Annotated in this window: 21 protein-coding genes and 1 tRNA gene; 10 read left to right on the top strand and 12 right to left on the bottom strand. The window is 70.4% G+C overall.

Translation table 11 applies throughout. The annotated features are described in order from the left end of the window. Positions 1–110 precede the first annotated feature (110 nt). Positions 111–374, top strand: a complete 264-nt coding sequence (locus tag L7N97_RS27965) for a type II toxin-antitoxin system Phd/YefM family antitoxin (RefSeq protein ID WP_237481921.1) — start codon at positions 111–113, stop codon at positions 372–374. Positions 375–409: 35 nt separating this feature from the next. Continuing rightward, positions 410–817 carry a type II toxin-antitoxin system PemK/MazF family toxin gene (locus tag L7N97_RS27960; protein WP_237481919.1) on the top strand — a complete coding sequence of 136 codons (408 nt, stop codon included), beginning with the start codon at positions 410–412 and terminating at the stop codon, positions 815–817. Between the two features lie 7 nt (positions 818–824). Here L7N97_RS27960 and L7N97_RS27955 read toward each other — a convergent pair whose 3' ends face one another. The 3 genes from L7N97_RS27955 to L7N97_RS27945 all read right to left on the bottom strand — a co-directional run bounded on the left by L7N97_RS27955 (position 825) and on the right by L7N97_RS27945 (position 6,540). Continuing rightward, positions 825–3,899 carry a rhamnosyltransferase WsaF family glycosyltransferase gene (locus L7N97_RS27955; protein WP_237481917.1) on the bottom strand — a complete coding sequence of 1,025 codons (3,075 nt, stop codon included), beginning with the start codon at positions 3,897–3,899 and terminating at the stop codon, positions 825–827. Between the two features lie 61 nt (positions 3,900–3,960). After that, complete coding sequence (locus L7N97_RS27950) at positions 3,961–4,386, bottom strand: GtrA family protein (protein ID WP_237481915.1); 426 nt, start codon at positions 4,384–4,386, stop codon at positions 3,961–3,963. Between the two features lie 117 nt (positions 4,387–4,503). Next, complete coding sequence (locus L7N97_RS27945) at positions 4,504–6,540, bottom strand: SDR family NAD(P)-dependent oxidoreductase (protein WP_237481913.1); 2,037 nt, start codon at positions 6,538–6,540, stop codon at positions 4,504–4,506. Positions 6,541–6,724: 184 nt separating this feature from the next. Here L7N97_RS27945 and L7N97_RS27940 point away from each other — a divergent pair, with 184 nt between their 5' ends. Further along, positions 6,725–7,645, top strand: a complete 921-nt coding sequence (locus L7N97_RS27940) for an SDR family oxidoreductase (RefSeq protein ID WP_237481912.1) — start codon at positions 6,725–6,727, stop codon at positions 7,643–7,645. Here the strand turns inward: L7N97_RS27940 and L7N97_RS27935 are convergent. The 6 genes from L7N97_RS27935 to L7N97_RS27910 all read right to left on the bottom strand — a co-directional run bounded on the left by L7N97_RS27935 (position 7,620) and on the right by L7N97_RS27910 (position 14,598). Beyond that, entirely contained in the window at positions 7,620–8,936 is a 1,317-nt protein-coding gene (locus L7N97_RS27935; protein WP_237481911.1) for an NAD(P)/FAD-dependent oxidoreductase, read from the bottom strand. The genes L7N97_RS27940 and L7N97_RS27935 overlap by 26 nt on opposite strands. Before the next feature lie 3 nt (positions 8,937–8,939). Then, entirely contained in the window at positions 8,940–9,893 is a 954-nt protein-coding gene (locus L7N97_RS27930) for an NAD-dependent epimerase/dehydratase family protein (RefSeq protein ID WP_237482457.1), read from the bottom strand. Between the two features lie 5 nt (positions 9,894–9,898). Then, positions 9,899–10,678 (bottom strand): SDR family oxidoreductase, encoded by a 780-nt coding sequence (locus tag L7N97_RS27925; RefSeq protein ID WP_237481910.1) that lies wholly within the window; start codon positions 10,676–10,678, stop codon positions 9,899–9,901. Further along, positions 10,675–12,000, bottom strand: coding sequence for an FAD-binding oxidoreductase (locus L7N97_RS27920; protein ID WP_237481909.1), 1,326 nt, complete (start codon positions 11,998–12,000; stop codon positions 10,675–10,677). The genes L7N97_RS27925 and L7N97_RS27920 overlap by 4 nt, the downstream gene beginning before the upstream one ends. Beyond that, a complete protein-coding gene (locus L7N97_RS27915; protein ID WP_237481907.1) occupies positions 11,997–13,484 on the bottom strand; it encodes a UbiA family prenyltransferase in 1,488 nt (495 codons plus the stop codon). Before L7N97_RS27915 ends, L7N97_RS27920 begins: the two co-directional genes overlap by 4 nt. Before the next feature lie 703 nt (positions 13,485–14,187). Then, entirely contained in the window at positions 14,188–14,598 is a 411-nt protein-coding gene (locus L7N97_RS27910; RefSeq protein ID WP_237481905.1) for a MerR family transcriptional regulator, read from the bottom strand. A gap of 381 nt (positions 14,599–14,979) precedes the next feature. On the opposite strand from L7N97_RS27910, the gene L7N97_RS27905 reads away from it, so the two are divergent. Further along, positions 14,980–17,835 carry a tetratricopeptide repeat protein gene (locus tag L7N97_RS27905; RefSeq protein ID WP_237481903.1) on the top strand — a complete coding sequence of 952 codons (2,856 nt, stop codon included), beginning with the start codon at positions 14,980–14,982 and terminating at the stop codon, positions 17,833–17,835. A gap of 341 nt (positions 17,836–18,176) precedes the next feature. Here L7N97_RS27905 and L7N97_RS27900 read toward each other — a convergent pair whose 3' ends face one another. Continuing rightward, the gene (locus L7N97_RS27900) at positions 18,177–19,226 is read right to left on the bottom strand and encodes an IS110 family RNA-guided transposase (protein ID WP_237477084.1); all 1,050 of its coding nucleotides are present in this window, start codon (positions 19,224–19,226) and stop codon (positions 18,177–18,179) included. A 120-nt stretch (positions 19,227–19,346) separates the two neighbouring features. After that, complete coding sequence (locus L7N97_RS27895; RefSeq protein WP_237481808.1) at positions 19,347–20,153, bottom strand: IS5 family transposase; 807 nt, start codon at positions 20,151–20,153, stop codon at positions 19,347–19,349. A 159-nt stretch (positions 20,154–20,312) separates the two neighbouring features. Between L7N97_RS27895 and L7N97_RS27890 the strand changes: the two genes are divergently transcribed. Beyond that, positions 20,313–21,362, top strand: coding sequence for an IS110 family RNA-guided transposase (locus L7N97_RS27890; protein ID WP_237477084.1), 1,050 nt, complete (start codon positions 20,313–20,315; stop codon positions 21,360–21,362). Between the two features lie 53 nt (positions 21,363–21,415). Continuing rightward, on the top strand, positions 21,416–21,757 hold the full coding sequence (locus L7N97_RS27885; RefSeq protein WP_237481901.1) for a hypothetical protein: 342 nt from the start codon (positions 21,416–21,418) through the stop codon (positions 21,755–21,757). Here L7N97_RS27885 and L7N97_RS27880 read toward each other — a convergent pair. After that, the gene (locus L7N97_RS27880) at positions 21,754–22,560 is read right to left on the bottom strand and encodes an IS5 family transposase (protein ID WP_237481899.1); all 807 of its coding nucleotides are present in this window, start codon (positions 22,558–22,560) and stop codon (positions 21,754–21,756) included. The two genes, L7N97_RS27885 and L7N97_RS27880, sit on opposite strands and share 4 nt — an antisense overlap. A 76-nt stretch (positions 22,561–22,636) precedes the next feature. Here L7N97_RS27880 and L7N97_RS27875 point away from each other — a divergent pair, with 76 nt between their 5' ends. The 4 genes from L7N97_RS27875 (at position 22,637) to recD2 (ending at position 26,452) form a co-directional block, all read left to right on the top strand. Next, positions 22,637–22,939 (top strand): hypothetical protein, encoded by a 303-nt coding sequence (locus L7N97_RS27875; protein ID WP_237481897.1) that lies wholly within the window; start codon positions 22,637–22,639, stop codon positions 22,937–22,939. A gap of 71 nt (positions 22,940–23,010) precedes the next feature. After that, positions 23,011–23,822 (top strand): IS5 family transposase gene (locus L7N97_RS27870; protein WP_428980972.1). Its coding sequence is split into 2 segments (ribosomal slippage): positions 23,011–23,443 and positions 23,443–23,822, totalling 813 coding nucleotides; the frame shifts between segments, so codons are not numbered across the junction. A 115-nt stretch (positions 23,823–23,937) separates the two neighbouring features. After that, positions 23,938–24,027 (top strand) — tRNA-Ser (locus L7N97_RS27865). Between the two features lie 226 nt (positions 24,028–24,253). Beyond that, positions 24,254–26,452, top strand: coding sequence for an SF1B family DNA helicase RecD2 (recD2, locus tag L7N97_RS27860; protein ID WP_237481895.1), 2,199 nt, complete (start codon positions 24,254–24,256; stop codon positions 26,450–26,452). The last annotated feature ends 2 nt before the right edge of the window (positions 26,453–26,454 follow it).

Genomic DNA, 26,454 nt, shown 5'->3' with positions numbered 1-26,454 from the left:
ACCCCGGCCGCCCCGATCGACGATTAGCTATCCGCCATCCGAGCCGGTACCCGTCTTGATCATCGAGGCGAAGGTCTACTATTCTCGTTCCGTTCGCCTCGGGATCGTCCATGGAACCGCTCAGGGTTTCGGCATCGGATTTTCAGCGGAACGTCGTCCGCTATCATGACGTCGCTCTTCGCCGGCCTGTCACCGTCTGCGACGAAGGACGAGACCGCACGGTGCTGCTGTCGATCGAGGAATACGAACGTCTGAAGCGCCGCGATCGTGAAGTTCTCAGCCTCGAAGACTTCACGGATGCCGACATCGCCTTGTTGGAAGCGTCAAGCCCCCCGGCAGAATCAGCGGCGTTCGACCACGAGATGGACGACTGATCCCGGTGGCCCTCCCGCGACCGGTGCAGGGCCTTGTGATCCGTTACAGCTTCCTTCGGCACGCTGAAAAGGAGCGAGGGCTGGAGGAGGGCGTCAAAGACAGACCTTGCGCCGTCATACTCGTGACGCAAGGGTCCGATGAGCGCGGGATCGTCACCGTCCTCCCCATCACGCATCGCCCACCGGATGACGACCGGCTCGCGGTTGAACTGCCCGCTGTCACGAAGGCTCGCCTCGGTCTGGATGGCGACCGCTCCTGGGTGATGCTTTCGGAAGCCAACTGCTTCGAATGGCCCGGCCCCGACCTCCGTCCCGGCATCTCCGGCGTCGGATCGCGCGTGGCCTACGCCCTGTTGCCTTTCCGATTGATGGACGAGATCAGGCTCCGCTTCATCGACGTCCTCAGAAAGCGGCGAGCGTCGGTCGTGATCCGCACCGACTAGGCCGCCGCTACTCCGTCAGGAACGCGTTCACCCGCGCCATCGCGTCCGCCGGGAAGGCCTCGTCCCAGTCGGTCGGCCACGTCATCGCCCGCGCGCCCGCGAGCCGGCCATCGACGTCGTCGACGCGCGCGATGGCGGCCCTGAGGCCGTCGACGATGCCGTCCAGAGTCGGCTTGACGCCGATCAGGTTCGGCGAGATCGCGCGGAGCGCAGCCTCGGTCTTGTTCGCGAAGGTGTTGGTGACGGTGGGCAGGCCCGCCGCCGCCATCTCCAGCGGAACGAGGCTCGGATGCGGCGTCAGCATGAGCGACAGGCCGACGTCGAAGCCCGGCAGCATGTCGATGTAGCCTTGCAGGCTGGTCTTCGGCACCATCTTGAGGAAGGTGCCGGGCACGAGCTCCAGCCGGTCCTCGGTGGCGATGGAGCCGATGCCGTGCGCGGTCCAGCCCGCTGCGGCGATCGCGGGATCGGAGAACAGCCGGACCAGCGCGGCGATGCCCATCTCGAACATGTTGCGGGCCGCGTGGTCCTCCGGCCGGGCGTAGAACAGGATGCGGCGGCCCCGGCGCTCCAACTGCTCGCGCGTCGGGCTGAAGCGCTGGATCGCGTTGGAGAAGACCGCCGAGCGCTCCTCGCCGCCTGGCGCCTCGAACAGGCCGATCCGGTTCTCGCGGAAATAGTCGCGCAGGATCGCCGTCGAGAAGAGGCCGAACTGCGGGAAGTCGTAGGCTTGGCGCAGCAGGGCCGTGTTGGTGTTCATCGGCCCGAAGAAGGGCTCGTATTCCTGGATCAGGAACAGGAAGCGGTCCTGATCGAGCGCCGCCGCGGCCCGGTGGGCCACGTGGGCGCTCCAGCCGCTCGTCGCCACGAAGCGGTCGTCCGGCGACACGGGCAGGGGCTGCGATCTGTCGTGGCGGTAGGCCACCTCCACGGCGTCGAACAGGTGGCCGATGCCGGGGTAGCGGGCGATCCGGCGCCGCCAGTCGGCGAGGTCTACCTCCGTGCGCTCCAGCAGGACGATGCGGACGGCGTGCCCGTCCCGGCGCAGGCGGAGCGCCAGGTTGAACATGCCGATGTAGCCGCCGAACAGGACGTCGAAGTTGATCGTCGCCAGCAACAGGTTGACGCGCTTCGGCTCGTCGGGCGAGGGCGCGAGCGTCAGCGGCGACACGTTGTGGAAGATCCAGCCGACGTGGCCGAAGTCCATGGCGCGGATGTCGCGCTCGTGGCCGGAGTGGCGGAAGTCGATCGGCCCCGCGCTGTCGCGGCTGGCCAGCAGGTGGCGCATGCCGTGCACCATGCGCCGGCGCCGGATGCGCTTCGACTGCTGCCCGCGCAGCGCGCTGTAGGCGGCCTGACGGCCGCGCGAGATCAGCACGGCGCGCAGGAAGTGCCCCTCGTGGTTCAGCGTCGGCCGCCGCTCGACCGCGGCCAGCAGGCGCTCGCACAGCGCGGTTGCGAGGCGGGTCAGCGCGCTCATCCGCGCCAGCACGCGCCGTGCGGCGGGCCGCGCACCCGGATGGCGCATCAGCAGCACGCGCGCCAGCACGGCCTTCTGGGCCACCAGCGACTGCCGGTCGGCCGTGGCGCGGGACACGATCTCGCCGAGCGCGGGCCCGAGCGAGCCGGGGCGCCGCAGGGCCGTCAGCACGGTCCGTCCGGCGGCGGCGAGGCCGGGCGCGTCGGCGTCGCGCTTGTGGCCGATCACGTTGGCGCCGTGCTGGACGTAGTCGTGGAGCGGCCGGTCGACGTAGCGGATGGCGCCCGCGACCAGCGCGTTCAGCCCGATCCAATGGTCGTGGTAGGCGCCGCCGAGCCGCTCGGGGAAGGGCAGGATCTCTTTCAGCAACGAGGCGCGGAACAGGCTCGCGGCACCCATCACCGTGTTGGCCGACAGCAGGCTCGGCAGGCTCGTGTAGTTGTTGCGCCGCGCCGTCCAGAACGTGTCGGCGCGGGTGCGGCCTTCGCCGTCGACGACGCGCACGTCGGCGTAGGCGAGCTGGGCTTCGCCGTCCATCGCGGCCAGCAGCGTGGCGAGCTTGTCGGGATGCCAGCGGTCGTCCTGGTCGCTGAGGGCGACGAACTCGGCGTCGAGCGGCACGGCGCGCAGCGCCCGCTCGAAGTTGCCGTAGAAGTCGAGCCGGTCGCGGTTGCGCAGGACGACGAAGCGCGGATCGTCGAGCAGCGGATCGAGGGTGCGGAGCGCGAAGTCGGGCGACGCGTCGTCGGACACGATGCAGACCCAGTTCCGGTGCGTCTGCGCCCTGATCGACTCGACCTGCGCCCGGAACAGGGCCGGCGGCGGGTTGTGGGTCGCCATGCAGATCGCCACGCGCGGCCCCTCGCCGGGCCAGTCGATCGCGACGGGCGCACGACCGTCGCCGGGCAGCAGCGTCACCGTGCCGACGGATTGCTCGAAGACGGTGCCGTCGCGCGTGACGAGGCGGAGCCGCACCGTCCGCTCGGCCGCGGCCGCGACCGGGGGCAGGGGGATCACGGCCTCGAAGCCGCTGAAGAAGCTGTCGCCCGCGGGATCGTACGCCAGCTCGGCGTCGAGCACGTCGGCGCGGGGCTGCGAGTGGTCGAGGACAGGCGTGCACGCCTCTCCGACCCACGCGTCGAGGAAGCGCGTGCGGCCCCGCGGCGCGTAGGCCCAGCCGCGGAGGTAGAGCGCCGCGCCGCGCCCGGTGTGCATCGCCGCCGGCAGCGGCTCGACGGCGCAGCGCAGGGTCCGGGGCAGGGCGGCGTCCTGCGCCTCGGCGCGGTCCAGGAAGCGGGCGAGGGGATTGGCGCCGTCCCCGTCCGGGAAGGCGGCCGCGAGGGCGCTCGCGGAGATCGCCGGGTGCGGGTCGCGGCCCGCCGCGGCGCCGTGGCTGATGTAATGCTCGGCGGCCGGTCCGCGCTGGCCACCCGAGGCACGGCTCTGGAGGCGGTAGAAGCGGGGGGCGATCAGCCCGGAGGCCGCGAGGCGGCGGGCTTCGAGCCGGAGAGCGCGGTGCCCGGCATCGCCGAACAGCGCGGACAGGAGGCGGGCGAGCGGCCCGAAACCGCCGGTTCCGGGCACACCGTCATGCTTCGTCATCGTGCCCCGGCCCGCCCCATCCCCATCGGAGAGGGGCAGAAAGCCGACGCCGGACGGGCCGTCAAGCGAAGGAGAAGCGCTTGTGGCCCTGGTAGCTGACCAGCACGGGGCTCAGCACGCCGACGATGTGGGCGATGAGCTCCGCGTTCCAGTGCAGGCCGACGGCCGGGAACGCCAGCTTGGCGAGGCCGACGCTGACGACGAGCACCTGCATCAGCGCCGCGACGTTGACGAGGGCGAAGCGGCCGTATTCGACGTGGAGGCTGCGCCCCGACGCTTCGAACACGAACAGCCGGGCCAGGAAGAAGGCCGTGGTCATGCCGACGAGATAGGCCACCACGACGGCGGCCTCGTAGGGCATCACGAGGTCGAAGACGACGCGGCTCGCGACGTTGACGGCGGCGGCGAGGCCGCCCGTCAGCAGGAAGGCGAGGAAGCGGCGGGTCTCGGGGCGGCGCAGGCGCCGGGCCAGCGATCGGCGGTTCATGGTGCGGCTCCCGTCATCTCCCGGACGGGTCCGGGCTCACGCGACACGGTCGCACACACAGATTTCTTAAAGGTTGCCGGCGCGCAACACGGAACGACATTCCGCTGTGGACAAACATCACGTCCGCGCCGCGCCGGCGAGGCCGGTCTCGCCCTCGGCGGGCGCGCCGCGCTCGGGGCCGAGCGCCCGCGCGGCCTGGAGGTCGACCACCACGCCGCCGGCGCGCTCGCGCAGGAGCTTGGCGAAGGAGGGGATGGCCTCGGCGAAGACGCGGTCGGCATCGGCGCGGTTGCCGGAGGCGACGGCGCCGGCCAGCGTGTCGAGCCAGCGCGCGATGCGGGCGCGGTCGTAGCCCACCGTGCGGGCCGCGGTGACGCCGTCGACGCCGATGTCGAGCACGGGCTCGTCGCCCGTGAAGAGGTACTCGTTCAGCCGCTCGCCCTTGCGCACGCCGGTGAACACGATCTCCATGTCGCGCCCCGGCTCGAAGCCCGCCATGCGGATCATGCGGGTGGCGAGGTCGACGATGCGGGCCGGCTGGCCCATCTTCAGCACGTAGACGGAGGCGCGCTCGGACTGGACGCCGCGGCGCCCGAGCGCGTGGGCCGAGGCCGTCAGCACGAGGTCGCAGGCTTCGCGCACCGTCATGAAGTAGCGCACCATGTCGGGATGCGTGACCGTGACCGGGCCGCCGCGCTCGATCTGCGCCTTGAAGCGGGGCACCACGGAGCCGACGGAGCCGAGCACGTTGCCGAAGCGCACCGACAGCAGCCGCACGGGCCGCGCCGCGGCGGTCGCCTCGGCGTCGCAGAGCTGCGCGTAGATCTCGCTGAAGCGCTTGGTGGCGCCGAGGATCGACACGGGGTCGACGGCCTTGTCGGTCGAGATCAGCACCGCGGCGGCCGCTGTCTGGGCGGCCGCGTCGGCGATGTTGACCGAGCCGAGGACGTTGGTCTTGATGGCCTCGGTCCAGTCCACCTCGAGGAAGGGGACCTGCTTCAGCGCCGCCGCGTGGAAAACGAGGTCGGGCTCGAAGTCCCGGAAGAGGGCGAAGATCCGGTCGCGGTCGCGCACGTCGGCGATCTTGCCCGCGAGCGTGACGGCGCCGGTGCAGAGCGGCGCGAGGCTCTCCAGGACGTTGTAGAGCGCCGGCTCGGAGTGATCGAGGACGAGGAGGTCCGACACGCCGAAGGCGATGAGGCGCGAGCAGATCTCCGAGCCGATGGAGCCGCCGCCGCCCGTCACGATGGCGCGCTTGCCGTGGAGCAGATCCGCCAGCATCGCGCGGTCGACCTCGACGCTGGGGCGGAACAGCAGGTCCTCGATGTTGACGGGCTTCAGCGCCGCCGCGACCGTGGCGCCCTCCTCGATGGTCTGCATGCGCGACAGGGGGATGCCGAGGCGGTTGGCGGTGGCGAGCAGGAGTTCGGATTCAGTCTCGGGGACGAACTCGTTCGGCGCCACGATGATGCGGGCGATCGGCTGGTTGCCGTCCTGCGCCTCGGCCACGACGCGCTCCAGCTCGGCGTAGTTGCCGAGCACGGGCACGTTGCGGATCGAGGTGCCGTAGTCGGTGCGCTGGGGCGACAGGATGGCGCGGGCCACGAAGCGCCGGCGCAGGCCGGTCTCCAGCGCGCGCAGCACTACCTCGGCCTCGGTGGCGCGGCCGAGGATCACCACGGAGCTGGCGCTCTCGCGGTCGCCCGCGCGGCGGGACTGGACGTATTTGAGATAACGGTAGGCGAGGCGCGGGCCGCCGAGCAGGAACATCTGCAGCAGCCAATAGATCGCGACCGTCTTCTCGCCGAACATCAGCCAGGGCGTCAGGCCGCGGGCGAGCAGCACGTAGTCGCCGACCAGCATGATGACGGCGAGCAGGCTCGCCGCCTTGAAGATGTTGAACAGGTCCGGCAGGGACGCGAAGCGCCACTTCGAGGCGTAGAGCGGGAACACGCGGTACACCACCGCGGCCAGCGCCACGAAGAAGGGCATGATCCAGACGATCTCGTCGGACATGGGTGCCAGCTGCCAGAACTGGTAGCGCAGGATCAGGCAGCCGCCGAAACTCAGCGCCGTCGCCACGAGGTCGTGAGCGATGATGATGCCCCGCTTCAGGAACTGCGACAGGGCCGGCGTGGCACTTCGGTTCGTCATCGATCCCCTTCACCGTGCCCCCGGGTCGGCCGGGGCGCCGAGGGCCGGTTTAACGGAAGTCCGAAGCGAAAGCATCCCGTGTTCCGGCGTGGGCCGGCCCGCGCGGGATGGCGTGCCGCGGCGACAGCGGCTAGACGGCGCGGGATCGAGCCCTTCGCGGGCGGCGGGAGCGGGGCGGACGGCGTTGGACGGCGAGACCAGGACCACAGCGAAGAGCCCGCCCCGCGGCCCGGTGGTGGTGCTCGGCGCCAGCAACCTCATCGCGGGCTGCCTGCTGCCGCGCCTCGCCGCGGCCGGAGTCGAGACGGTCGCGGTGGCGCGCCGCGACGTGGCGCTGCCGCCCGGCGTCGGCTTCGCCCGCGTCGACTTCGAGGCGGAGACGGACTGGAGGGTGCCGCCCGGCGCGGCCGTGGTCAGCGTGCTGCCGCTGGCGCTGCTCGCCGCCTCGCTCGACCGGCTCGCCGGCGCCCGCGCGATCGTCGCCATCGGCTCGACGAGCCTCCATTCCAAGGCGGAGAGCGACGACCCGCGCGACCGGGCGACCGCGGAGAAGCTCGCCCGCGCCGAGGCGGCGCTGGCGGAGTGGTGCGGGCGGCGCGGCGTCGCCTGGACGGTGCTGCGCCCGACGCTGGTCTACGACGGCTACGGGGACCGCAACGTCGCGCGCATGATCCGGCTCGTGCGCCGGGCCCGCGTGCTGCCGATCGCGCGGCCCTCGTCCGGGCTGCGCCAGCCGATCCACGTCGACGACATCGCCGAGGCGATCCTCGGCGCCCTCGACGAGCCCCGCGCGCGGGACCGCGCCTTCGACATCGCGGGCGGCGAGGTGATAACCTACCGCGCCATGGCGGAGCGCGTGTTCGCGAGCCAGGGCCTGACGCCCCGCTTCGTCGTCCTGCCGGTGCCGTGGCTCCGCTTCGCCTTCGCCTGCGCGGCGCGGGCCGGGATCGTGCGCGAGACGGGCTTCGGCAGCGCCGTCTTCGCCCGCATGAACCAGGACCTCGTGTTCGACGTGGCCGAGGGGCTGGAGGTCCTCGGCTATGCGCCGCGGCCGTTCCAGCCGCCGCGCTGGGCGCCCGTCACGCCGCGGCGGCGTCGCCCCTGAGCTCCGGCACGTTGTGGCCCAGCGCGTCGGCCATCATCTTGCCGAAGCGCACGCTTTCCGAGATGCCGCGGTCCTCGGGGTAGTAGAAGCATGTGTCGGCGACCTGGAGGCCGCGCACCGGCGTCTGCACGGGCGGGATCATCGCGGCGAAGCCGGGCGGGCAGATCGGCTGGGCGTAGCGCAGCCGCGCCACGTGGCCATCGATGCGGTCCGCTTCCGTGATGGCCGGGTTGACGCGACGGATTGCCGCGAAGGCCTCGTCGAGCAGAGCCTCGTCGGACCAGCCCCAGCGCGGATTCGTGGTCGGCATGTAGTAGGGCACGTAGACCACCGTATCGCCGGTGTCGCGCAGGTTCGAGAACTCGATGATTCCCGGGATCGGCACGTCGGGCTCGACGATGTTGACCCAGAAGTGCGGCGTCACCGGGCGGCGCAGCTTGAACACCAGGCAGGCGACGCCGATGTTCTGGATCGCGTCGTACTGCGCCTTGGACTCCGCCGGCAGGCCGGGGATCATCCGCGACACGAGCGGGGTCGGCACGGTGGAGATCACGGCGTCGGCCGGCAGCGTGCCCTGCGCGGTCCGCACGCCCGTGGCGCGGCCGCGCTCGACCACCACCTCCTCAACCGGCTCGCCGAGGCGCACCTCGCCGCCGAGCGCGCGGATGCGCTCGACCAGCGCCTCCATCAGCGTCTCGGTGCCGCCCCGGATGTGGCCGAGCTCCTCCTGCATCATCGAGCGGCGCGAGTTGCCGAGCCGCCGGATGCGCGTCCAGATCCAGGCCGCCGACACGTCGTCCGCGTGCTCGTAGAACTTCAGCGCGAAGAGCGGGTGCCATAGCCGGTCGTAGACGGCCCGCCCGCACCAGCGCGTGATCCAGTCCTTGGCCGAGGTCCTCTCCAGCGCATCCCAGCGCGGGCGCTTGGCGGACAGGAACATCAGCGCGCCGTAGCGGAGCTTCGACAGGAGGTCGAGCTTGGGGAAGCGCAGCAGCGAGACGGGGTCGCCCCACTTGTGCAGCGCGCCGCCGACGAAGTAGCCCATGGTGGTCGGCTTCCACACCATGCGGTCGCCGAGGCCCAGCTCCGCCATGAGGTCGAATGTCGGCCGGTCCGTGCGGCACACGAAGTGGTAGTAGCGCTCCAGCGACAGCCCGCCGAAGTCGAAATGCGCCGCCATGCCGCCGGCTTCCGGTCCGGCCTCGACGACCGTGACGGCGTGGCCGGCCTTGGCTGCATGGTAGGCGGCGGCGAGGCCCATGGCCCCCGCGCCGACGACGACGACTCTCATGCTCTAGAAGTCCAGCGCGACCGACGCGAAGCGCGGGTCGTTGAAGGTTTCGTGGAAGGCCTGGGCCAGCGGCGTCGGCGTCACGCCGAAGATGCCCGGCCAGTCGATGACGTCGAAGAGGTCCGGCGTCGCGAGGGCGGCGAGCTGGTTTGCCGTGAAGGGCGGGTTCTTGTCGACCAGGGCGTAGGTGAGCAGCAGGCGGCGGAACAGGCCGTAGGGGATCGTCACGATCCTGGCCTTGGCGCCGGCCGCGGTCCTCACCATCCGCATCATGTCGATGTAGTCGAGCGTGGTGAGGCCCGAGATGTCGTAGGTGCCGGTCGTCCGCCGCTCCAGGCTGCTCATGATGATCGAGCAGAAGTCGCCGGCGTAGAGCGGCTGGCGGCGGAACTTGCCGTCGCCCGGGATCGGGAACACCGGGACTTTCCGCATGAAGCGGGCCAGCCAGCCGATGTGCTTGCGGTCGAACCAGCCGAACATCAGCGTCGGCCTGAGCACGACGTGGGGAATCGGGCTGGCGTCGACCAGCTTCTCTTGGCGCTTCTTGGTCTCGGTGTAGAGGTCCACCGCGGCCGAGTTCACCACGGACGAGGAGATGTGCACGAGGTAGCCGATGCCGGCCGCGCCCGCGGCTGCCAGCACGCGCTCGGTGCTCCTGATGTTGTTGGCGTCGAACTCGGCGGCGTCGAGCCCGCCGATCTGGGCGTGGAGCTGGATCAGCGCGTCGGCGCCCGCGAGCGTGTCCTCCCAGCCGCCGGCGCGGCTGAGGTCCGCCTCCACCACGCGCACGTCCGGATGCAGCTCCGCCAAGATCTTCGTGTTGGCGCGGTGCTTGTCGATCGCGACGATGTCGGTGAAGCCGCGCGCCTTCAGCCGCGGGATGAGGTTCTGCCCGACGAGGCCGGCCGCGCCGGTGACGACGACCCGGCCGCGCGGGGAGGTGTTGGCTTCTGTCACGGGGCTCAAAGCTTGGTCTTGTAGAAGAGGGGGCGGGGGGCGAAGCGCACCGCCGTCATGACGGGCCGCCAGAACCAGGGCGCGTAGACGATGCGCTGCCCCTTCGACACGGCGCGGTCGATCGCGCCCGCGATGGCCTCCGGCTTGGCCCAGAGCGGCCCCGAGCGGTCGAGGTGGGCCGTCATCGGCGTGTCGACGAAGCCGGGCTTGACCGTGACGACCCTGACGTTGGTGCGGTGCAGGCGGTGGGCGAGCCCCTCGGCGAAGGCGTCGAGCCCGGCCTTGGCGGCGCCGTAGACGTAGTTGGACTGGCGGCCGCGGTCGCCCGCCACCGAGCCGATCACCACGAGCGTACGGGGGCGGCCGTCCGCCACGAGGTGCTTGGCGGCGAGCTGCAGCCAGAGGGCCGCGCTGGTGAAGTTGACGTCGATCAGGCGGCGCGTCTCGTCGGCGCTGTCCTGCGCCGCCGCCTGCTCGCCGAGCACGCCGTAGGCGAGCAGCACCTCATCGGGCGGCCCGAGCCGGGCCACCATGTCGGCGAAGCGCGGCTCCGCCTCGTCCATGTCGGCGAGGTCGGTCGCAAGCGTGGCGACCGCGGCGGCGCCGCGGGCCGTGAGGTCGGCCGCGATGCCGTCGAGGCGCCCCTGCTGCCGGCCGACCAGCACCAGCCGGCCGCCCGCCGCGGCCCGCTGGCGCGCAAAGGCGTTGGCGATGGCCGAGGTGGCGCCGAGCACGAGAACGGTCTTGCCCGCGGCGGCGGCCGACGCGGGGGAGGGGGAACTCATGCGGGATCTCCGGTGACGCGCCGCCAGAAATCGGACGACAGGGCGGGGTCGCGATAGGACTCGACCTCGCGCCAACGCGGGAAACCCGCGCGGAACTGCTCGGCCGTCATCGTCGCATCCTTGGCGGGGTAGAGCCGGCCCCCGGCCGCGAGCACCACCTCGGCCATGCGGTGGAGCAGGCGCAGCGTGTCCGGCCCGCGGTTCGGCAGGTCGAGCGCGAAGGTGGCGCCCTCGCGCGGGAAGGACAGGATGCCGGGCGAGGGCCGCGGCCCGAACATCTTCAGCACGACGAGGAACGAGCCCTGGCCCTCGGAGGAGGTGAGCTCGAGCAGCTTCTGCAGAGCGCGCGGCGCGGCGGCGGTCGGCACCACCGACTGATGCTGGAAGAAGCCGCGGCCGCCGTAGAGACGGTTCCAGTCGGTGATCCCGTCGAGCGGGTACAGGAACTTGCCGTAGGGCACGCGGGCCGGCTCGCCGCCGGCGGGCTGGCGCGAATAGGCGGCGTTGAAGAGCCGCACCGTGAGCGGCCCGAGCAGCGCCGAGGGCGCGTCGCGCGGCACCTTCAGCCGTGCCCGGTCGGCGTGGGGCAGCAGCGGGCCGTCCGGCGCGTGCCGGCCGCGGTTGAACAGGCCGCGCCCGAGGCGCCGGCCCGCGGCGAGGCAATCCACCCAGGCGACCGTGTAGGGCCAGTCCTGGCTGTCCTCGGCGGCGCGGAAGAAGCCGTCGAGGTCCTGGAGGCGCAGCGTCTGCGCCTTGAAGTCGCTCGACCGCACGGGCTGGAGCTGGATCTCGACCCAGGCGATCACGCCGGTGAGGCCGAGGCCGCCGACCGTCGCGGCGAAGAGGTGCGGACGCTCCTCAGGCCCGACCTCGACCGTCTCGCCATCGCTGCGCAGGAGCCCGAGCGCGCGCACGTGGCAGCCGAAGGTGCCCATGCCGTGGTGGTTCTTGCCGTGGACGTCGTTGGCCACGGCGCCGCCGAGGGTGACGAACTTGGTGCCGGGCGTCACCGGCACGAACCAGCCGCGCGGCACGCAGACGGACAAGAGGCCGCCGATCGTCAGCCCCGCCTCGGCGCGCACCACGCCGGTCGACCAGTCGGCCGCCACGATGCGGTCGAGCCGCCCGGTGCGGAGCAGGTGCCCGCCGCCATTCAGGCACACGTCGCCGTAGGAGCGCCCCATGCCGTGCGCCAGCACGGGAGCGTCGCCGGCCCGCACGGCCCGGGCGAGGTCGTCGAGGTGGGCCGGCTCGGCGACGCGGCTCCGCGCGCGCGACACCCGGCCCCAGGACGTGGTCGCGGTCCCGGCCGGATCGATCACAGGCGGATCACCTGGGCGCAGACCGCCAGCACCGCGCAGGCGGCGCCGAGCAGGATGCTGGTGCGGTCGCGCGCCGCGAACAGGATCGGATCGTCGTTCATCAGGCCGCGCGTGGTCAGCATCCACATGCGCAGGATCCAATAGCCGAGCAGGCCCATCACGCCCCACAGCAGCTCGGGCGAGCGATAGTTGAACTGGTAGCGCTCGATGGTGGCGGTGATGAAGAGCGAGAAGATCACCACCGAGGCGATGCCGGAGGACAGGCCGCAGCACAGCACGTAGAGCCGGTCGTCGAGGTCGTAGCCGCGGCCCGACAGGGTGGTGCGCCCCGCCTGCCGCACGACACCGAACTCCACCTCGCGCTTCATGAAGGCGAGGGAGAGGAAGAAGAAGATCGAGAACATCAGCAGCCAGTGCGACGGCTTCTCGCTCACGAGCAGCATGCCGGCGAGGATGCGCAGGGTGAACAGCATGGCGATCACCAGCACGTCCACCATGGCCATCTTCTTCAGCCGGAACGAGTAGGCCAGCGTGATGACGAGGTAGCTGCCGAGCGCGGCCGCGAAGGCGAGGCGCAGCAGGCACGCGCAGGCGATGGCGCCCCCGATCAGCGCCGCGGCGGCCAGGCAGGCGGTCGCGACGGGCAGGTCGCCGCTGGCGATCGGCCGCTTGCGCTTGCGGGGATGGCGGCGGTCGGCGTCGATGTCGAACAGGTCGTTGACGAGGTAGGTGCCCGACGTCAATGCGCAGAGCAGGCCGAAGGCCACCACGGCCAGGCCGGCGTCGCGGGCGTGCAACTCGCCCATCGACAGGGCGAAGGGCACGAAGACCAGCAGGTTCTTCAGCCACTGGTGCGGGCGCATGCCACGCAGGACCGCAGCGGCGACCGGGCGCGGGCGGCTGATCTCGGCGATGCCGAGGCCCTCGGCTTCTGCGCGCCGGCGCAGGCCGGGGGCGAGATCGACGCCGAAGCGCTCGCGGGCGGCACGCCAGATCGGCAGGTCGGCGTCCGAGTGCCCGAGGAAGGCGAAGCCGTCGGGATGGCGCTTCTGCAGGGCGCGGGCCTCCGCGTCGGCGGAGGGCTCAGGGCGGCGGATCTCGTCGCCGGACGCCGTCAGGTCCGCGAAGGCATCGCCCGCGCGGGACAGCCAGGTCACGGTCCTGCCCGCAGCCCTCGCCTCAGACACCAGCGCCTCGACGCCGGGGCGGCGCGGGCAGGCGTCGACGGCGAAATCACCAGTCACGTCGGAAGCCGCGGCGGCGAGCGCGGCTCGACCGCTCAGTGCCGCGGCCGCGACCTTGGGGATCGCGAAGGGATGCGACTTCAAGGCCGCGAACAGGCGCTCGTGCAGCGGGTCCGCCCGGAGCAGGGCACGGTCGAGGTCGACCACCAGGACCGGACTGGCGACCGCGCCGAAGCTCGCCGGATCGATGTCACGGCCGTGGAGATCGTCCGATCGCCCGCGTGTGTCGATGGCCTGCACGGTTCGCCGTCGCTCCTCAGGGTCCTCGGGGCGAAGGAGACGCGCCGTCCCGGCCGCGGCTCGCGGCCGGAGGTTCGCGGAGCGCCCGCGGCCGGCCCGGCCGAGGGCCTCGCGGCGGTTGACTTACACGATCGAGGCCCGGATCGGAAGTCCCGCGAGTCGACGTCCGCTCGCCAACGTGTCGTCGAACAGGTCGAGCTTGTCCTGCCCCGGGAAGACGTCAGCATCGGGTAGCTCGAGGCTGCCCCGAACACGCCCTGGTCGCGGGCCCGCCCCGCGTCCTGTGCCCAGGCTTCCGCCACGATCTTCGAGCGCACGGCTTCGAGCGCACTCCAGTGAATCATGCCCGACTGCGGCCAGCAGGCGGCCCTGTTCGCCGGCGTGAGCGAGATCCTGCCCCCTTCCCGGACCGCGCAGCAACCGGCCGCGACGAAGCCTCTCGGGTCTGCCCCGGCGATCGTGCCCCAGAGCGTGGTGTAGGTCCTGGGAGAGCCACCACGGTGACCGGACGCATAGCGGCCGGCGAGCCGCCCGATCCCTGGACCACCGTCGACAGCGACACGGTGCGGAAGCGCCTCGCGACGCGGTGCCGGCGATAGCGGTCGACGAACACGGCGCGACCTAACGAGTTGCGGTGTCCGCCTCGCGATCGCGCCCTCTCACGCCACCCTGGCCGGCGGCGGCGCGGCAAAGGAGCGATCTTTCAGCCCTGGCTCAGCCTGCCCTGCGTGTCCCGGAGCTCGGCGATGGCGGCGTCGAGGTTGTCGCGCTGGCGCTGGAGGTGCGCGATCTGCTGGTCGATCTGGTCTCGGTCGAGCGCGAGCGTCCCCTCGCCCGCTCCCTTCTCCGCCACGAAGCTGATGATCTCGGCCAGGGTGAAGCCGAGCCGCTTGCCGCGCAGGATCATCTCCAGCTTCCGACGTTCGCCCGCCCCGTAGAGCCTGGACGACCCGTCCCGGCGCGGCGACAGCAGACCACGGTCCTCGTAGAACCTGAGCGTGCGCTGGCTGACGTTGAAGGCCCGGGCCATGTCACCGATGCTGTACAGGCCCTCCGAGGCGTGTGCCGGCCCCGAAAGCGATACGCCGTCCGCGACGGAGGAGGTGATGCTCATGGTCGTGATCTGTGCTGGCCCGACCGGGCGACCGGCCGCGAGGACGAGACGAATCTCCCGATCATAGTCAACTATCAGTTGCTGGCTTCGATCGCAAGCCTTTCTTAACCTGCGTCAAGTTTGCGATGGTGTGCTCGATCGGGCGCGACGCTTAACCCGCCGTTTACCTTGCCGGACGAAAATCGTCCTCGTCGGGCGACTGTCGTTCGGCGGCCGACCATGGATCAGTCCCGTGGACGTTGATGGCAGGGGCGTGTCGGACGGTGCCGCTGCACGGTCCAGCATGCGCCAGCGTCGACGGGATGGAAGAGCGGCCTCGCCGCACCACGGCCTTCCCTCGACGAGCTTCAAGGGGACCGGTTCCGGTCTGCGGGTGCGACGATGAACAGAACGGCCCCCTGGGGAACGGACACGGATGCCGCGCATGGCGCCGACCTGACCGGCGCTTCCGACCACACCGCGGAGATGAGGGCCATCGCGCTCCAGCTCGAGCGCCTGTCCGGCTCCGTCGGGCGGACGGGCGGGCGCGAGGCGCCGCAGGCCGATGCGGGCCGACTCGACGCCCTGCGCGACGCCGTCGCGGCGATCTCGCGGCGTCAGGCCGATCTCGACGGCGATGAGGTCGCGGGCGAGCCGATGCCTGTCTCCCCCCGTCCCGCGCCGAAGTCCGCTCCCGAGCCGTCGCCCGAGCCGGTCCGCGTCCATGTGCCGGCCCCTCAGCCCATCGCGCCGGCCCCGCTCGCCGCCACGTCCGCCCCTCAGCCAGCACCGGCGGCCGCCCGAGGCAGTTCCGGGCTCCGGCGCGCCGGGATCGACCTGTCGGCGGAGGTGTCGCAGACCTTCGCCCGATTCTCCCGCGACCTTCACGACGCGATCCGGTCGACCGATGCGCGGCCGGGGGTCGAGAGCCTCGGCCGCGAGATGCGGCAGATCGGCCAGGCCGTGGACGGCCTCGGGTCGCGGGCGCCGAGCGCCGACGCCCTCGCCCGGATCGGCGAGCAGACGCGCGAGATGCGCGACCTCCTCAAGGCGTCGACGGCCCGCTCGGTGCCCTTCGACGCGGTCGAGCGCCAAGTCGCGTCCCTCGAAGCGCGGCTCGGCCGCCTCGCGGCGATGCCGGCTCCCGCCGCCCCGCCCGAGCTCGGTGAGACGATGGCCGAGGTTCGGGCCCTGCTCGACGGCTTCAACCCCGGCGCCACGATGGCGGCGCTGGAGTCGCGGCTCGACGCGATCACCAACCGCATCGAACGCGGCCTCGACGCCCGTGGTCCCGCGGGCCTCATCGAGGGGCTGAGCCGCCGGGTGGATGAGATCCACACCTCGCTCCGCTCGCAGCTCGCCGAAGCGGCGGTGGACACGCGCCCGCTCGAAAGCCTCGTGCGGGGCCTGTCTGATCGCATCGGGCAGGCGCGGGACGCCTCGACGAATCTTCATCAGCTCGAAGCCGCGGTGCGCGACGTCAGCGCCAAGATCGACGGCGCGGGTGCCGGCGTCGACGCCCGCGGCGTGCAGGCGATCGAAGCGCAGCTCGCGCGCCTGAGCGAGCGCCTCGACCGGTCCGAAGCCAGCCTGCGGTCGCTCGACGGCGTGGAACACACGCTCGGGGAGCTGTTCTCGCAGTTCGAGGTCACCCGGCAGGTCGCCATCGACGCCGCCGAAACGGCGGCGCGGACGGCCGCGCGCGACACGCTGCGGGCGGCCCTGCAGAATCCCAACCTCGCTCACCACCGGCCGTCCGAGGTGCCGTCGACCGCGGTCGACCAGATGGCGCGCAGCCTCGACGACATCCGCGCGCTCCAGGACACCGCCGAGCGGCGCACCCAGTCCGCCCTGTCCGACATCCAGATCGCGATGGACCGCCTCGTCGACCAGATGGCGGCGGGCCCCGGCGGCCGCGCGACGGCGAGGGACGAGACCCGCCGTCAGCGTGTCGCGGCCGAGCCTGTCGCCGAGGCGCGCCCCGCGCTCGACCCCGCCGACCAGATCATCGAACCCGGCTCCGGGCGGATCGGCACCGGCCAGCCGAGCCGCACCGAGCCCCGCTTCGACGCGGCCCCGGAGGCGCCGACCCTCCCGCCCAACGACGACGCCGACGGCCCGGCGAGCTTCATCGCGGCGGCGCGCCGCGCGGCCCAGGCCGCTCAGGCTTCCGCGGCCTCAACGGCCGCCGTCAAGGCCGCGGACCGTCGCCAAGCGACCCGCACGAGCGCGCCCCGCGCCAAGGCGCTCCCCGGCGCCGTGGCGGCCGGGGCCGGCGCCCTCGGTCGCGCGCGCTCGTTCCTGGCGCAGCGGCGCCGTCCGATCCTGCTCAGCCTCGCGGCCCTGGTTCTGCTCGTCGGCGCGCTGGAGCTCGTCAAGGTCGGGGGGGAATCCCCCGCCGAGGCGACCCGCGTCAGCGAGGTTTCGACCCGGACGCGCCCCGTCTCCGCGCCGGTGATCGCGGATGCCGGCGCCGCCAAGGCGGCCGACCTGCCGAAGCTCGTGCTGCCGCCCGCCGCGATCCCGACGGCCGCGCCGCTGCCGACCTTCGTGACGGGATCCGCGAAGGCGCCGGCGCCCGCCGACGGGATCCCCGACGGCCTGCGGACGGCGGCGGCCGCGGGCGACGCGGGCGCGCAATACGAGGTTGGCCTGCGCTATTCCGAGGGGCGCGGCGTGGCACGCGACCCGCAGCAGGCCGCCGCCTGGTTCAGCAAGGCCGCGGCCTCGGGATCGGCCCCGGCCGAGTACCGCCTCGGCTCGGCCTACGAGAAGGGTGCGGGGGTCGAGCGAGACCCCGCCCTGGCGATGAGCTGGTACGGAAAGGCGGCGGAAGCCGGCAATATCCGGGCGATGCACAATCTCGCGGTCATGTCGGCGGAAGGCGCGGGCGGCAAGCCCGACTACGCCAAGGCCGCCCAGTGGTTCGGAAAGGCGTCGACCTACGGGGTGCGCGACAGCCAGTTCAACTTGGCCATCCTCTACGCGCGGGGGCTCGGCATCGAGCAGAGCCTGCCTCAATCCTACACTTGGTTCGCGATCGCGGCGGCGGAGGGCGACGAGGACGCGGCCAAGAAGCGCGACGAGGTGGCGGGCAAGCTCGACGCCAAGGCCCTGGCCGCCGCCAAGAGCGCCGCGGAGGCGTTCCGCGCCGCCGTGCCGCCGGCGAGCGCGAACGAGGTGACCCCGCCCCCCGGCGGCTGGGATGCCGCGCCCCGCGCCACCCCTTCGGCCAACGCCAAGGTGAGCCAGCTCTGACCCTCGCGCAGAGGGCTCGCATTCGAGAGTTCGCGGTAGCGGACTTGAGCTCGGGCTCACTGAGAGCCTTCTCTGATTGGGGCTCTGGAGGTCAAGCGCTCCTGTCAGGTTTTTTGTCCCGTTCCCGCGGGTCACACGCTTCTCTTCGCGGTCGGCGTTTCGCCGCCGCATGATGGGGTCAGTCCGGCTCGGTCCCTCGATCTGTTTCACGACCTCGCGACGTCGCCGCGGGCTCAAGACTCTCAACGAGGTGGCCTTACCGATCGTCCCCACGGGAACGGTCCACATCACCCTTTCAGGTGAAGCTCGTGCGGGTGGCGGCCCGCGGTGTCCTCCGAGCGTCAGGCAACTACGGTGGCGGGCGCGGTGGTCGGCCCGGTGCCGAACCGAAAGTCGGTACCGTCGCTCCACATCCGGTGCAGGACCACGGCCAGCTTTCGGGCTACGGCAACGCGCGCCCGCGCCATGCCGCGATGCTTGGCGATCGTCATGCCCCAGGCCCGCAGGCTGGACCATTTCTGGCTGCGCACGAGCAACGCGTTAGCGGCCTCGTACAGGGCCGTTCGCGCCAGTTCGTCGCCGCATCGGCTGATCTTGCCCTGAATGTCGGTCTCGCCCGACTGGTAGCGCGAGGGCGTCAGGCCGAGATGGGCACCGACGTCGCGCGAATGGCCGAACCGATCGGGTCGGTCGATCGTGGCGCGAAACGCCAGGGCGGTGATCGGGCCGACGCCGGGTGCGCTCATCAGCCGCCGACAGATCTTTTCCTCGCGCACGATCTTCAGCACCTGTTTTGTCAATCGGGCGAGCTGCTGGATCATCGTCGACAGTACAGTGAGCAACGGCTCCACCATTGCCAGCAACGCTGTGTCGTCCGAGCAGAGTTCGCGCACACGCTTGTCGAAGGCCGCCCGGCTCGGCGTGCCGACCTTCAGCCCGGCTTCCCGAAGCATGGCCCGAACGACGTTCTCGATCGACCGCATCTCGTTCAGCACCGTGCGGCGTGCGACCAGCAGCGAGCGCCACAGCCGGCACTGCTGCGACTTGACGTGCACCTGCCGGAACCAGCCGGTGCGCATGATCTGCGCCAGGGCACGCGCGTCGTTGCGGTCGGTCTTGTTGGGCATGGTCTTCATGGCGGCGTTGGCCTGCCGTGTCTCGATGCAGACCGCCGCCAGCCCCGCCGCGCGCAGGCCCTCGTGCAGCCAAGCCGTCAACGAGCAGGCTTCGAGGCCGATCCGCTCGATCGGCAGCTTCAAGCCCTGCAGGGCCGCAACCAGCGGCCCTGGCGCGCTCGCGGCGCGCAGCTCCTTCACGATCCGACCCGCGTCATCGACCACGCAGATCGCGGTCTCTTCCAGGGACACGTCCAGTCCGGCATAGTACGTCATGGTTGCTCCTGTCGCGATGCTTGTGGCCGCTCGACACGGACCACGTTGAACCATCCGGGCAGGAGCAGCCACCGTTGGGCCTGGGCTGGAGCCCCAATCACCCCATCTGTTTGACCTGTCTTAGCTGTTATAGGCTCGGATCAGGCGGTGGCGGTTGGCGATGCTGACGGCATCTTCGGCTGCCGTGGTGCTCTGTTCCAGGTTGCGCGTGAGGCGATGATAGCGGTTGGTCAGGGTGCCGAAGGTGCCCTCGATGCGCCATCGCACGGGCAAGGGCTTGAAGCCTTTCACGTCCCGCTCGCGCGTAGAGACCTGAACCTCGATGCCGTGAGGTGCGGCGGCCTGCGCCATGCGGGCACCGCTGTAGATGCCGTCGACCTTGACGCGTCGAGGCGTCCAGCCCTCGGCAGCGGCGCGGTCCAGCAACTCTGCCGCGGCGGCCGTGTCGTGCACGTTGGCGGCCGTCACCGACGTGGCGAGCACGAAGCCGAGCGAGCAGGTCAGCACGTGACGCTTGATGCCCTTCACCTTTTTGTTGCCGTCCACGCCGCGCTCTCCCGCCTGCGGCCCTGACGCGACGCTTTGCGAGTCCATGATCGCCGTCGCGGGTTCGGGGTCGCGTCCGCGGCGAGCCCGCTCGGCGCGCGTCAGCACGGCTGCGATGTCGGCCCACACGCCGTCGGCGCGGAAGCGGTCGTGCCAGGAGCGCACGGTCTGCCACGGACCGAACTCCCTGGGCAGAAAACGCCATGGACAGCCGGCCTTCTCCAGATACAAGCAGGCGTTGACGATCTCGCGCAGGTCAGCGGTCAGCGTCCTGTACACGCCCATCATCGGCGCAAGTGTTGCCCACTCGCTGTCTGTCAGATCTCTCGAATAGCGCCGACCGTCATCCTTGTAGCGATCCCGAGCCTCGGCAGTCCACATCGTCGCCTCCACCAGAAACGACAACGCAAACCGATCAAAGAAAGGTCAAACAGATGGGGTGATTGGGGCTCCAGCCCAGGCCCAACGGTGGCTGCTCCTGCCCGGATGGTTCAACGTGGTCCGTGTCGAGCGGCCACAAGCATCGCGACAGGAGCAACCATGACGTACTATGCCGGACTGGACGTGTCCCTGGAAGAGACCGCGATCTGCGTGGTCGATGACGCGGGTCGGATCGTGAAGGAGCTGCGCGCCGCGAGCGCGCCAGGGCCGCTGGTTGCGGCCCTGCAGGGCTTGAAGCTGCCGATCGAGCGGATCGGCCTCGAAGCCTGCTCGTTGACGGCTTGGCTGCACGAGGGCCTGCGCGCGGCGGGGCTGGCGGCGGTCTGCATCGAGACACGGCAGGCCAACGCCGCCATGAAGACCATGCCCAACAAGACCGACCGCAACGACGCGCGTGCCCTGGCGCAGATCATGCGCACCGGCTGGTTCCGGCAGGTGCACGTCAAGTCGCAGCAGTGCCGGCTGTGGCGCTCGCTGCTGGTCGCACGCCGCACGGTGCTGAACGAGATGCGGTCGATCGAGAACGTCGTTCGGGCCATGCTTCGGGAAGCCGGGCTGAAGGTCGGCACGCCGAGCCGGGCGGCCTTCGACAAGCGTGTGCGCGAACTCTGCTCGGACGACACAGCGTTGCTGGCAATGGTGGAGCCGTTGCTCACTGTACTGTCGACGATGATCCAGCAGCTCGCCCGATTGACAAAACAGGTGCTGAAGATCGTGCGCGAGGAAAAGATCTGTCGGCGGCTGATGAGCGCACCCGGCGTCGGCCCGATCACCGCCCTGGCGTTTCGCGCCACGATCGACCGACCCGATCGGTTCGGCCATTCGCGCGACGTCGGTGCCCATCTCGGCCTGACGCCCTCGCGCTACCAGTCGGGCGAGACCGACATTCAGGGCAAGATCAGCCGATGCGGCGACGAACTGGCGCGAACGGCCCTGTACGAGGCCGCTAACGCGTTGCTCGTGCGCAGCCAGAAATGGTCCAGCCTGCGGGCCTGGGGCATGACGATCGCCAAGCATCGCGGCATGGCGCGGGCGCGCGTTGCCGTAGCCCGAAAGCTGGCCGTGGTCCTGCACCGGATGTGGAGCGACGGTACCGACTTTCGGTTCGGCACCGGGCCGACCACCGCGCCCGCCACCGTAGTTGCCTGACGCTCGGAGGACACCGCGGGCCGCCACCCGCACGAGCTTCACCTGAAAGGGTGATGTGGACCGTTCCCGTGGGGACGATCGGTAAGGCCACCTCGTTGAGAGTCTTGAGCCCGCGGCGACGTCGCGAGGTCGTGAAACAGATCGAGGGACCGAGCCGGACTGACCCCATCATGCGGCGGCGAAACGCCGACCGCGAAGAGAAGCGTGTGACCCGCGGGAACGGGACAAAAAACCTGACAGGAGCGCTTGACCTCCAGAGCCCCAATCAGAGAAGGCTCTCAAACAGCGTGGGAATCGCACTGGCTGCGGTTCAGGTGAAGGCGCGCCGGGACATCGGGACCGATGGCGGCTGGCGCATGAAGGCCAAGCATGAGAGCATGTTTGACCTGTCTTAGCTGTTATAGGCTCGGATCAGGCGGTGGCAGTTGGCGATGCTGACGGCATCTTCGGCTGCCGTGGTGCTCTGTTCCAGGTTGCGCGTGAGGCGATGATAGCGGTTGGTCAGGGTGCCGAAGGTGCCCTTGATGCGCCATCGCACGGGCAAGGGCTTGAAGCCTTTCACGTCCCGCTCGCGCGTAGAGACCTGAACCTCGATGCCGTGAGGTGCGGCGGCCTGCGCCATGCGGGCACCGCTGTAGATGCCGTCGACCTTGACGCGTCGAGGCGTCCAGCCCTCGGCAGCGGCGCGGTCCAGCAACTCTGCCGCGGCGGCCGTGTCGTGCACGTTGGCGGCCGTCACCGACGTGGCGAGCACGAAGCCGAGCGAGCAGGTCAGCACGTGACGCTTGATGCCCTTCACCTTTTTGTTGCCGTCCACGCCGCGCTCTCCCGCCTGCGGCCCTGACGCGACGCTTTGCGAGTCCATGATCGCCGTCGCGGGTTCGGGGTCGCGTCCGCGGCGAGCCCGCTCGGCGCGCGTCAGCACGGCCGCGATGTCGGCCCACACGCCGTCGGCGCGGAAGCGGTCGTGCCAGGAGCGCACGGTCTGCCACGGACCGAACTCCCTGGGCAGAAAACGCCATGGACAGCCGGCCTTCTCCAGATACAAGCAGGCGTTGACGATCTCGCGCAGGTCAGCGGTCAGCGTCCTGTACACGCCCATCATCGGCGCAAGTGTTGCCCACTCGCTGTCTGTCAGATCGCTCGGATAGCGCCGACCGTCATCCTTGTAGCGATCCCGAGCCTCGGCAGTCCACATCGTCGCCTCCACCAGAAACGACAACGCAAACCGATCAAAGAAAGGTCAAACAGGCTCTGAGAAAATGAGTCGCCCCTTGTTGTTCTACGCCTTTGTGGATTTCGGAACGGACCTTGACGACCGGCGATGGTGCTGGATCGTCCCGAGCGCGATCGTCGCCGACGTCTTGGCACGAAGCCATCAGGTATGGCTCAAGATGTCAGGCAAGGGAGGCAAACCTCACAACGATCACATCATGCGCCGCTTCCTGCCCAGCTACGAACACCTCGAATGGGACGAGTTCAAGCGCGGATGGTTGGGCGCCTATCGAGAGGCATGGGGACGGATCGCCTCGGTGGCGGCCTCCGAAAAAATCTCGCCTTCAGTGTCCGTCCGATAAGGGCACGTGGGGTTGAGTGGCCGGGGCTGAGATGATTCCAGGAGGGTGCTGAAACCTGATCTGGAACCGCCATGTGGACCCCGGCCACCCGCGAGCAGCATAGCCGCTCCGAACTCCGCTACTCAACCGATCTGACCGACGCCGAATGGGCCGTCATCGAACCGCTGTTGCCGCCCGGCAACCCGCTCGGACGGCCCCGGCTGTGGTCGTTGCGGGAGATTGTGAACGGCATTTTCTATGTGCTGCGGGGCGGCGTTCCCTGGCGCCTGTTGCCGAAGGACCTGCCCCCGAAGAGCACGGTGTACGGCTACTTCAGCGCGTGGCGCGATGAGGGCCTGTTCGCCGGCATCAACCACCATCTCGTCATGCTGGATCGCGAGCGGGCCGGGCGAGAGGCTTCGCCCACCGCGGCCGTGCTCGACAGCCAGAGCGTGAAGACCACGGAGAGCGGCGGTCCGCGGGGCTACGACGCGGGCAAGAAGGTGAAGGGTCGCAAGCGCCGGCCCTGGTCGACACGGACGGCCGCGCCCTGGTGCTCGACCCGCAGCCGGCCGACGTGCAGGACCGCGACGGGGCCGTGCCGGTGCTCAAGCAGTCACGCCGTTCATATCCTTTCATCGCCAAGGCCTTCGCCGACGCGGGCTACGCCGGCGACAAGCCGGACAGCGCCACGCTCATCGCCGTCGAGATCGTCCGCAAACCACCCGGGCAGGTCGGCTTCGTGGTTCACCCCCGGCGATGGGTGGTTGAGCGCTTCTTCGCCTGGATCAGCCGCAATCGACGCCTCTGGAAGGATCCGGAGGCCACAATCGCATCCGCAAAGGCCTTCCTCTACGCTGCGTCCGTCATGATGCTGCTACGTCGCATAGGTTGCGCAGCCTGACTTCCCGGACGGACTCTCAGAAAATTTAAATTGAGACACTACCGAGTTAGCAAATGGCTTGCACAAGGAAAACTTCGCTGGTATCACCCCTCCACCGCTCGACAAAACGGCACCAGGAGAGGTGGCAGAGTGGTCGAATGCACCGCACTCGAAATGCGGCATGGGTGTAAGCTCATCGGGGGTTCGAATCCCTCCCTCTCCGCCACTTAGCTCGTTCAAGTTATTGTTTTAACTTCGTTTTCGGCTTTAGCCGAACACTCGGCCCCTCATTTCAGCCCACATTCCGTATCGGTCGTCACTGGACCTTCCTGGACGAAGGCGACGACCACGCGGAGGTTGCGCGCTCACCACTGCATGCTCTTTAGCCCATCTCCGCCGCCGGCCAGCTTGTGACCTTTTCCGCCCCTGGCCCCCATGCGAGGCTGGGTGGCATGACCTCGGCCCCGCCTCAGGCGACCTCTGCCCCGACCGAGAACCTCGCCGGGCTGGTCGAGCGCGTGACCTTCCACAACGAGGAGAACGGCTTTTGCGTGCTGCGGCTCAAGGCCCGCGGACAGCGCGACCTCGTCACTGTCATCGGGCACGCGGCGATGATCGCGGCCGGCGAGTGGGTCCAGGCGGCTGGGACCTGGACGAATGACCGCACCCATGGCCTGCAGTTCCGGGCCAACTTTCTGAAGGCGACCGCACCGACGACGCTCGACGGCATCGAGAAGTATCTCGGCTCGGGCATGATCCGCGGCATCGGCCCGGCCTACGCCAAGCGGCTCGTCCATGCCTTCGGCGAGGCCGTGTTCGACGTGATCGAGGCCGACCCGTCCCGCCTGCGCGAGGTCGAGGGCATCGGCCCCGTCCGGGCGAAGCGCATCGCCGCGGGCTGGGCCGAGCAGAAGGTCGTGCGCGAGATCATGCTGTTCCTGCACGCCCACGGCGTGGGCACAAGCCGGGCGGTGCGGATCTACAAGACGTACGGCGCCGAGGCCGTGGCGACCATCACCGAAAACCCGTACCGGCTCGCGCGCGACATCCGCGGCATCGGGTTCAAGACAGCGGATCAGGTCGCGATGCGGCTCGGGATCGCCAAGGACGCCATGGTCCGGGTCCGGGCGGGGGTGAGCTACGCCCTTGCCGAGGCCATGGACGAAGGCCATTGCGGCCTTCCCGAGGGCGACCTCCTCCGCACCGGCGCCGAGCTCCTCGACGTCACGGCCGAGCGGCTCACCGCCGCCCTCGCCCTCGAACTCGCCGACGGCGCGGTGGTGGCCGACACGGTCGGGGAACGCCGGTGCGTGTTCCTGGCCGGCCTGTACCACGCCGAGCGCGACATCGCCGAACGGCTCCGGTCCCTCGCGGCCGGTGAGGCGCCCTGGCCCGTGATCGATACCGAGAAGGCCGTGCCGTGGTTGGAGGGCCGCGCCGGGATCACCCTGGCCCCGAGCCAACGCGAAGCGCTCCGCCTCGCCGGGGCGAGCAAGGCCCTCGTCATCACCGGCGGCCCGGGGGTCGGGAAGACGACCCTGGTCAACTCTATCCTGAAGATGCTCGTGGCGAAGAGCGTCAACGTCGCGCTCTGCGCCCCCACGGGCCGCGCCGCCAAGCGTCTGACCGAGTCGACCGGCGTCGAAGCCAAGACGATCCATCGCCTCCTGGAGACCGACCCGAAGAATGGCGGCTTCAAGCGCGACGAGGCGAATCCGCTCGGGTGCGATCTCCTCGTCGTCGACGAGACATCCATGGTCGACGTGCTGCTGATGCGGGCGCTCCTGCGCGCCCTCCCGCCCCGAGCGGGGCTGCTCCTCGTCGGCGACGTCGACCAGCTTCCCTCAGTCGGGCCGGGGCAGGTCCTCGCCGACGTGATTGGTTCCGGCGTCGTGCCGGTGGTGCGCCTGACGGAGGTGTTTCGGCAGGCGGCGACGAGCCGGGTCATTGTCAACGCCCAACGGATCAACGCGGGAAAGATGCCGGAGCCGACGCCGGCCGGGGCCGAGCGGAGCGACTTTTACGTCGTCGACGCGGCCGAACCGGAAATCGCCATGGCGAAGGTCCTCTCGGTCGTGCGCGAGCGGATCCCGCGCGCGTTCGGCCTGGACCCCGTGCGGGACGTCCAGGTGCTGTGCCCCATGAACCGCGGCGGGGTCGGCGCCCGCTCGCTAAACGTCGAGCTGCAGCGCGTGCTGAACCCGCCCGGCGAGGTCCGCGTCGAGCGGTTCGGCTGGATCTACGGCCCGGGCGACAAGGTCATGCAGGTCGAGAACGACTACGACAAAGAAGTGTACAACGGCGACCTCGGCATCGTTGCCCGGATCGACGCGGAGGCGAACGAGCTGGTCGCGACATTCGACGGGCGCGAGGTGGTCTACGGCTTCGGCGAGCTGGACGCCTTGGTCCTGGCCTACGCGACGACGGTCCACAAGGCGCAGGGGTCGGAGTACCCGGCGGTCGTCATCCCGGTGATGACCCAGCACTACGCCATGCTGGCGCGAAACCTGCTCTACACGGGGGTGACGCGGGGCAAGCGGCTCGTCATCCTCGTCGGTCAACGGAAGGCCATCGCGATGGCGGTCAGGAACGGCGGGCAGCGTCGTCGGTGGTCGAAACTCGGTGAATGGCTAACGCTAGGGGGCGCCTGATT

Source organism: Lichenibacterium dinghuense (assembly GCF_021730615.1).
Lineage (GTDB): Bacteria > Pseudomonadota > Alphaproteobacteria > Rhizobiales > Beijerinckiaceae > Lichenihabitans > Lichenihabitans dinghuensis.
Note: the sequence above shows the minus strand (reverse complement) of the source record. Positions and strands in the feature narration are given on the sequence as shown.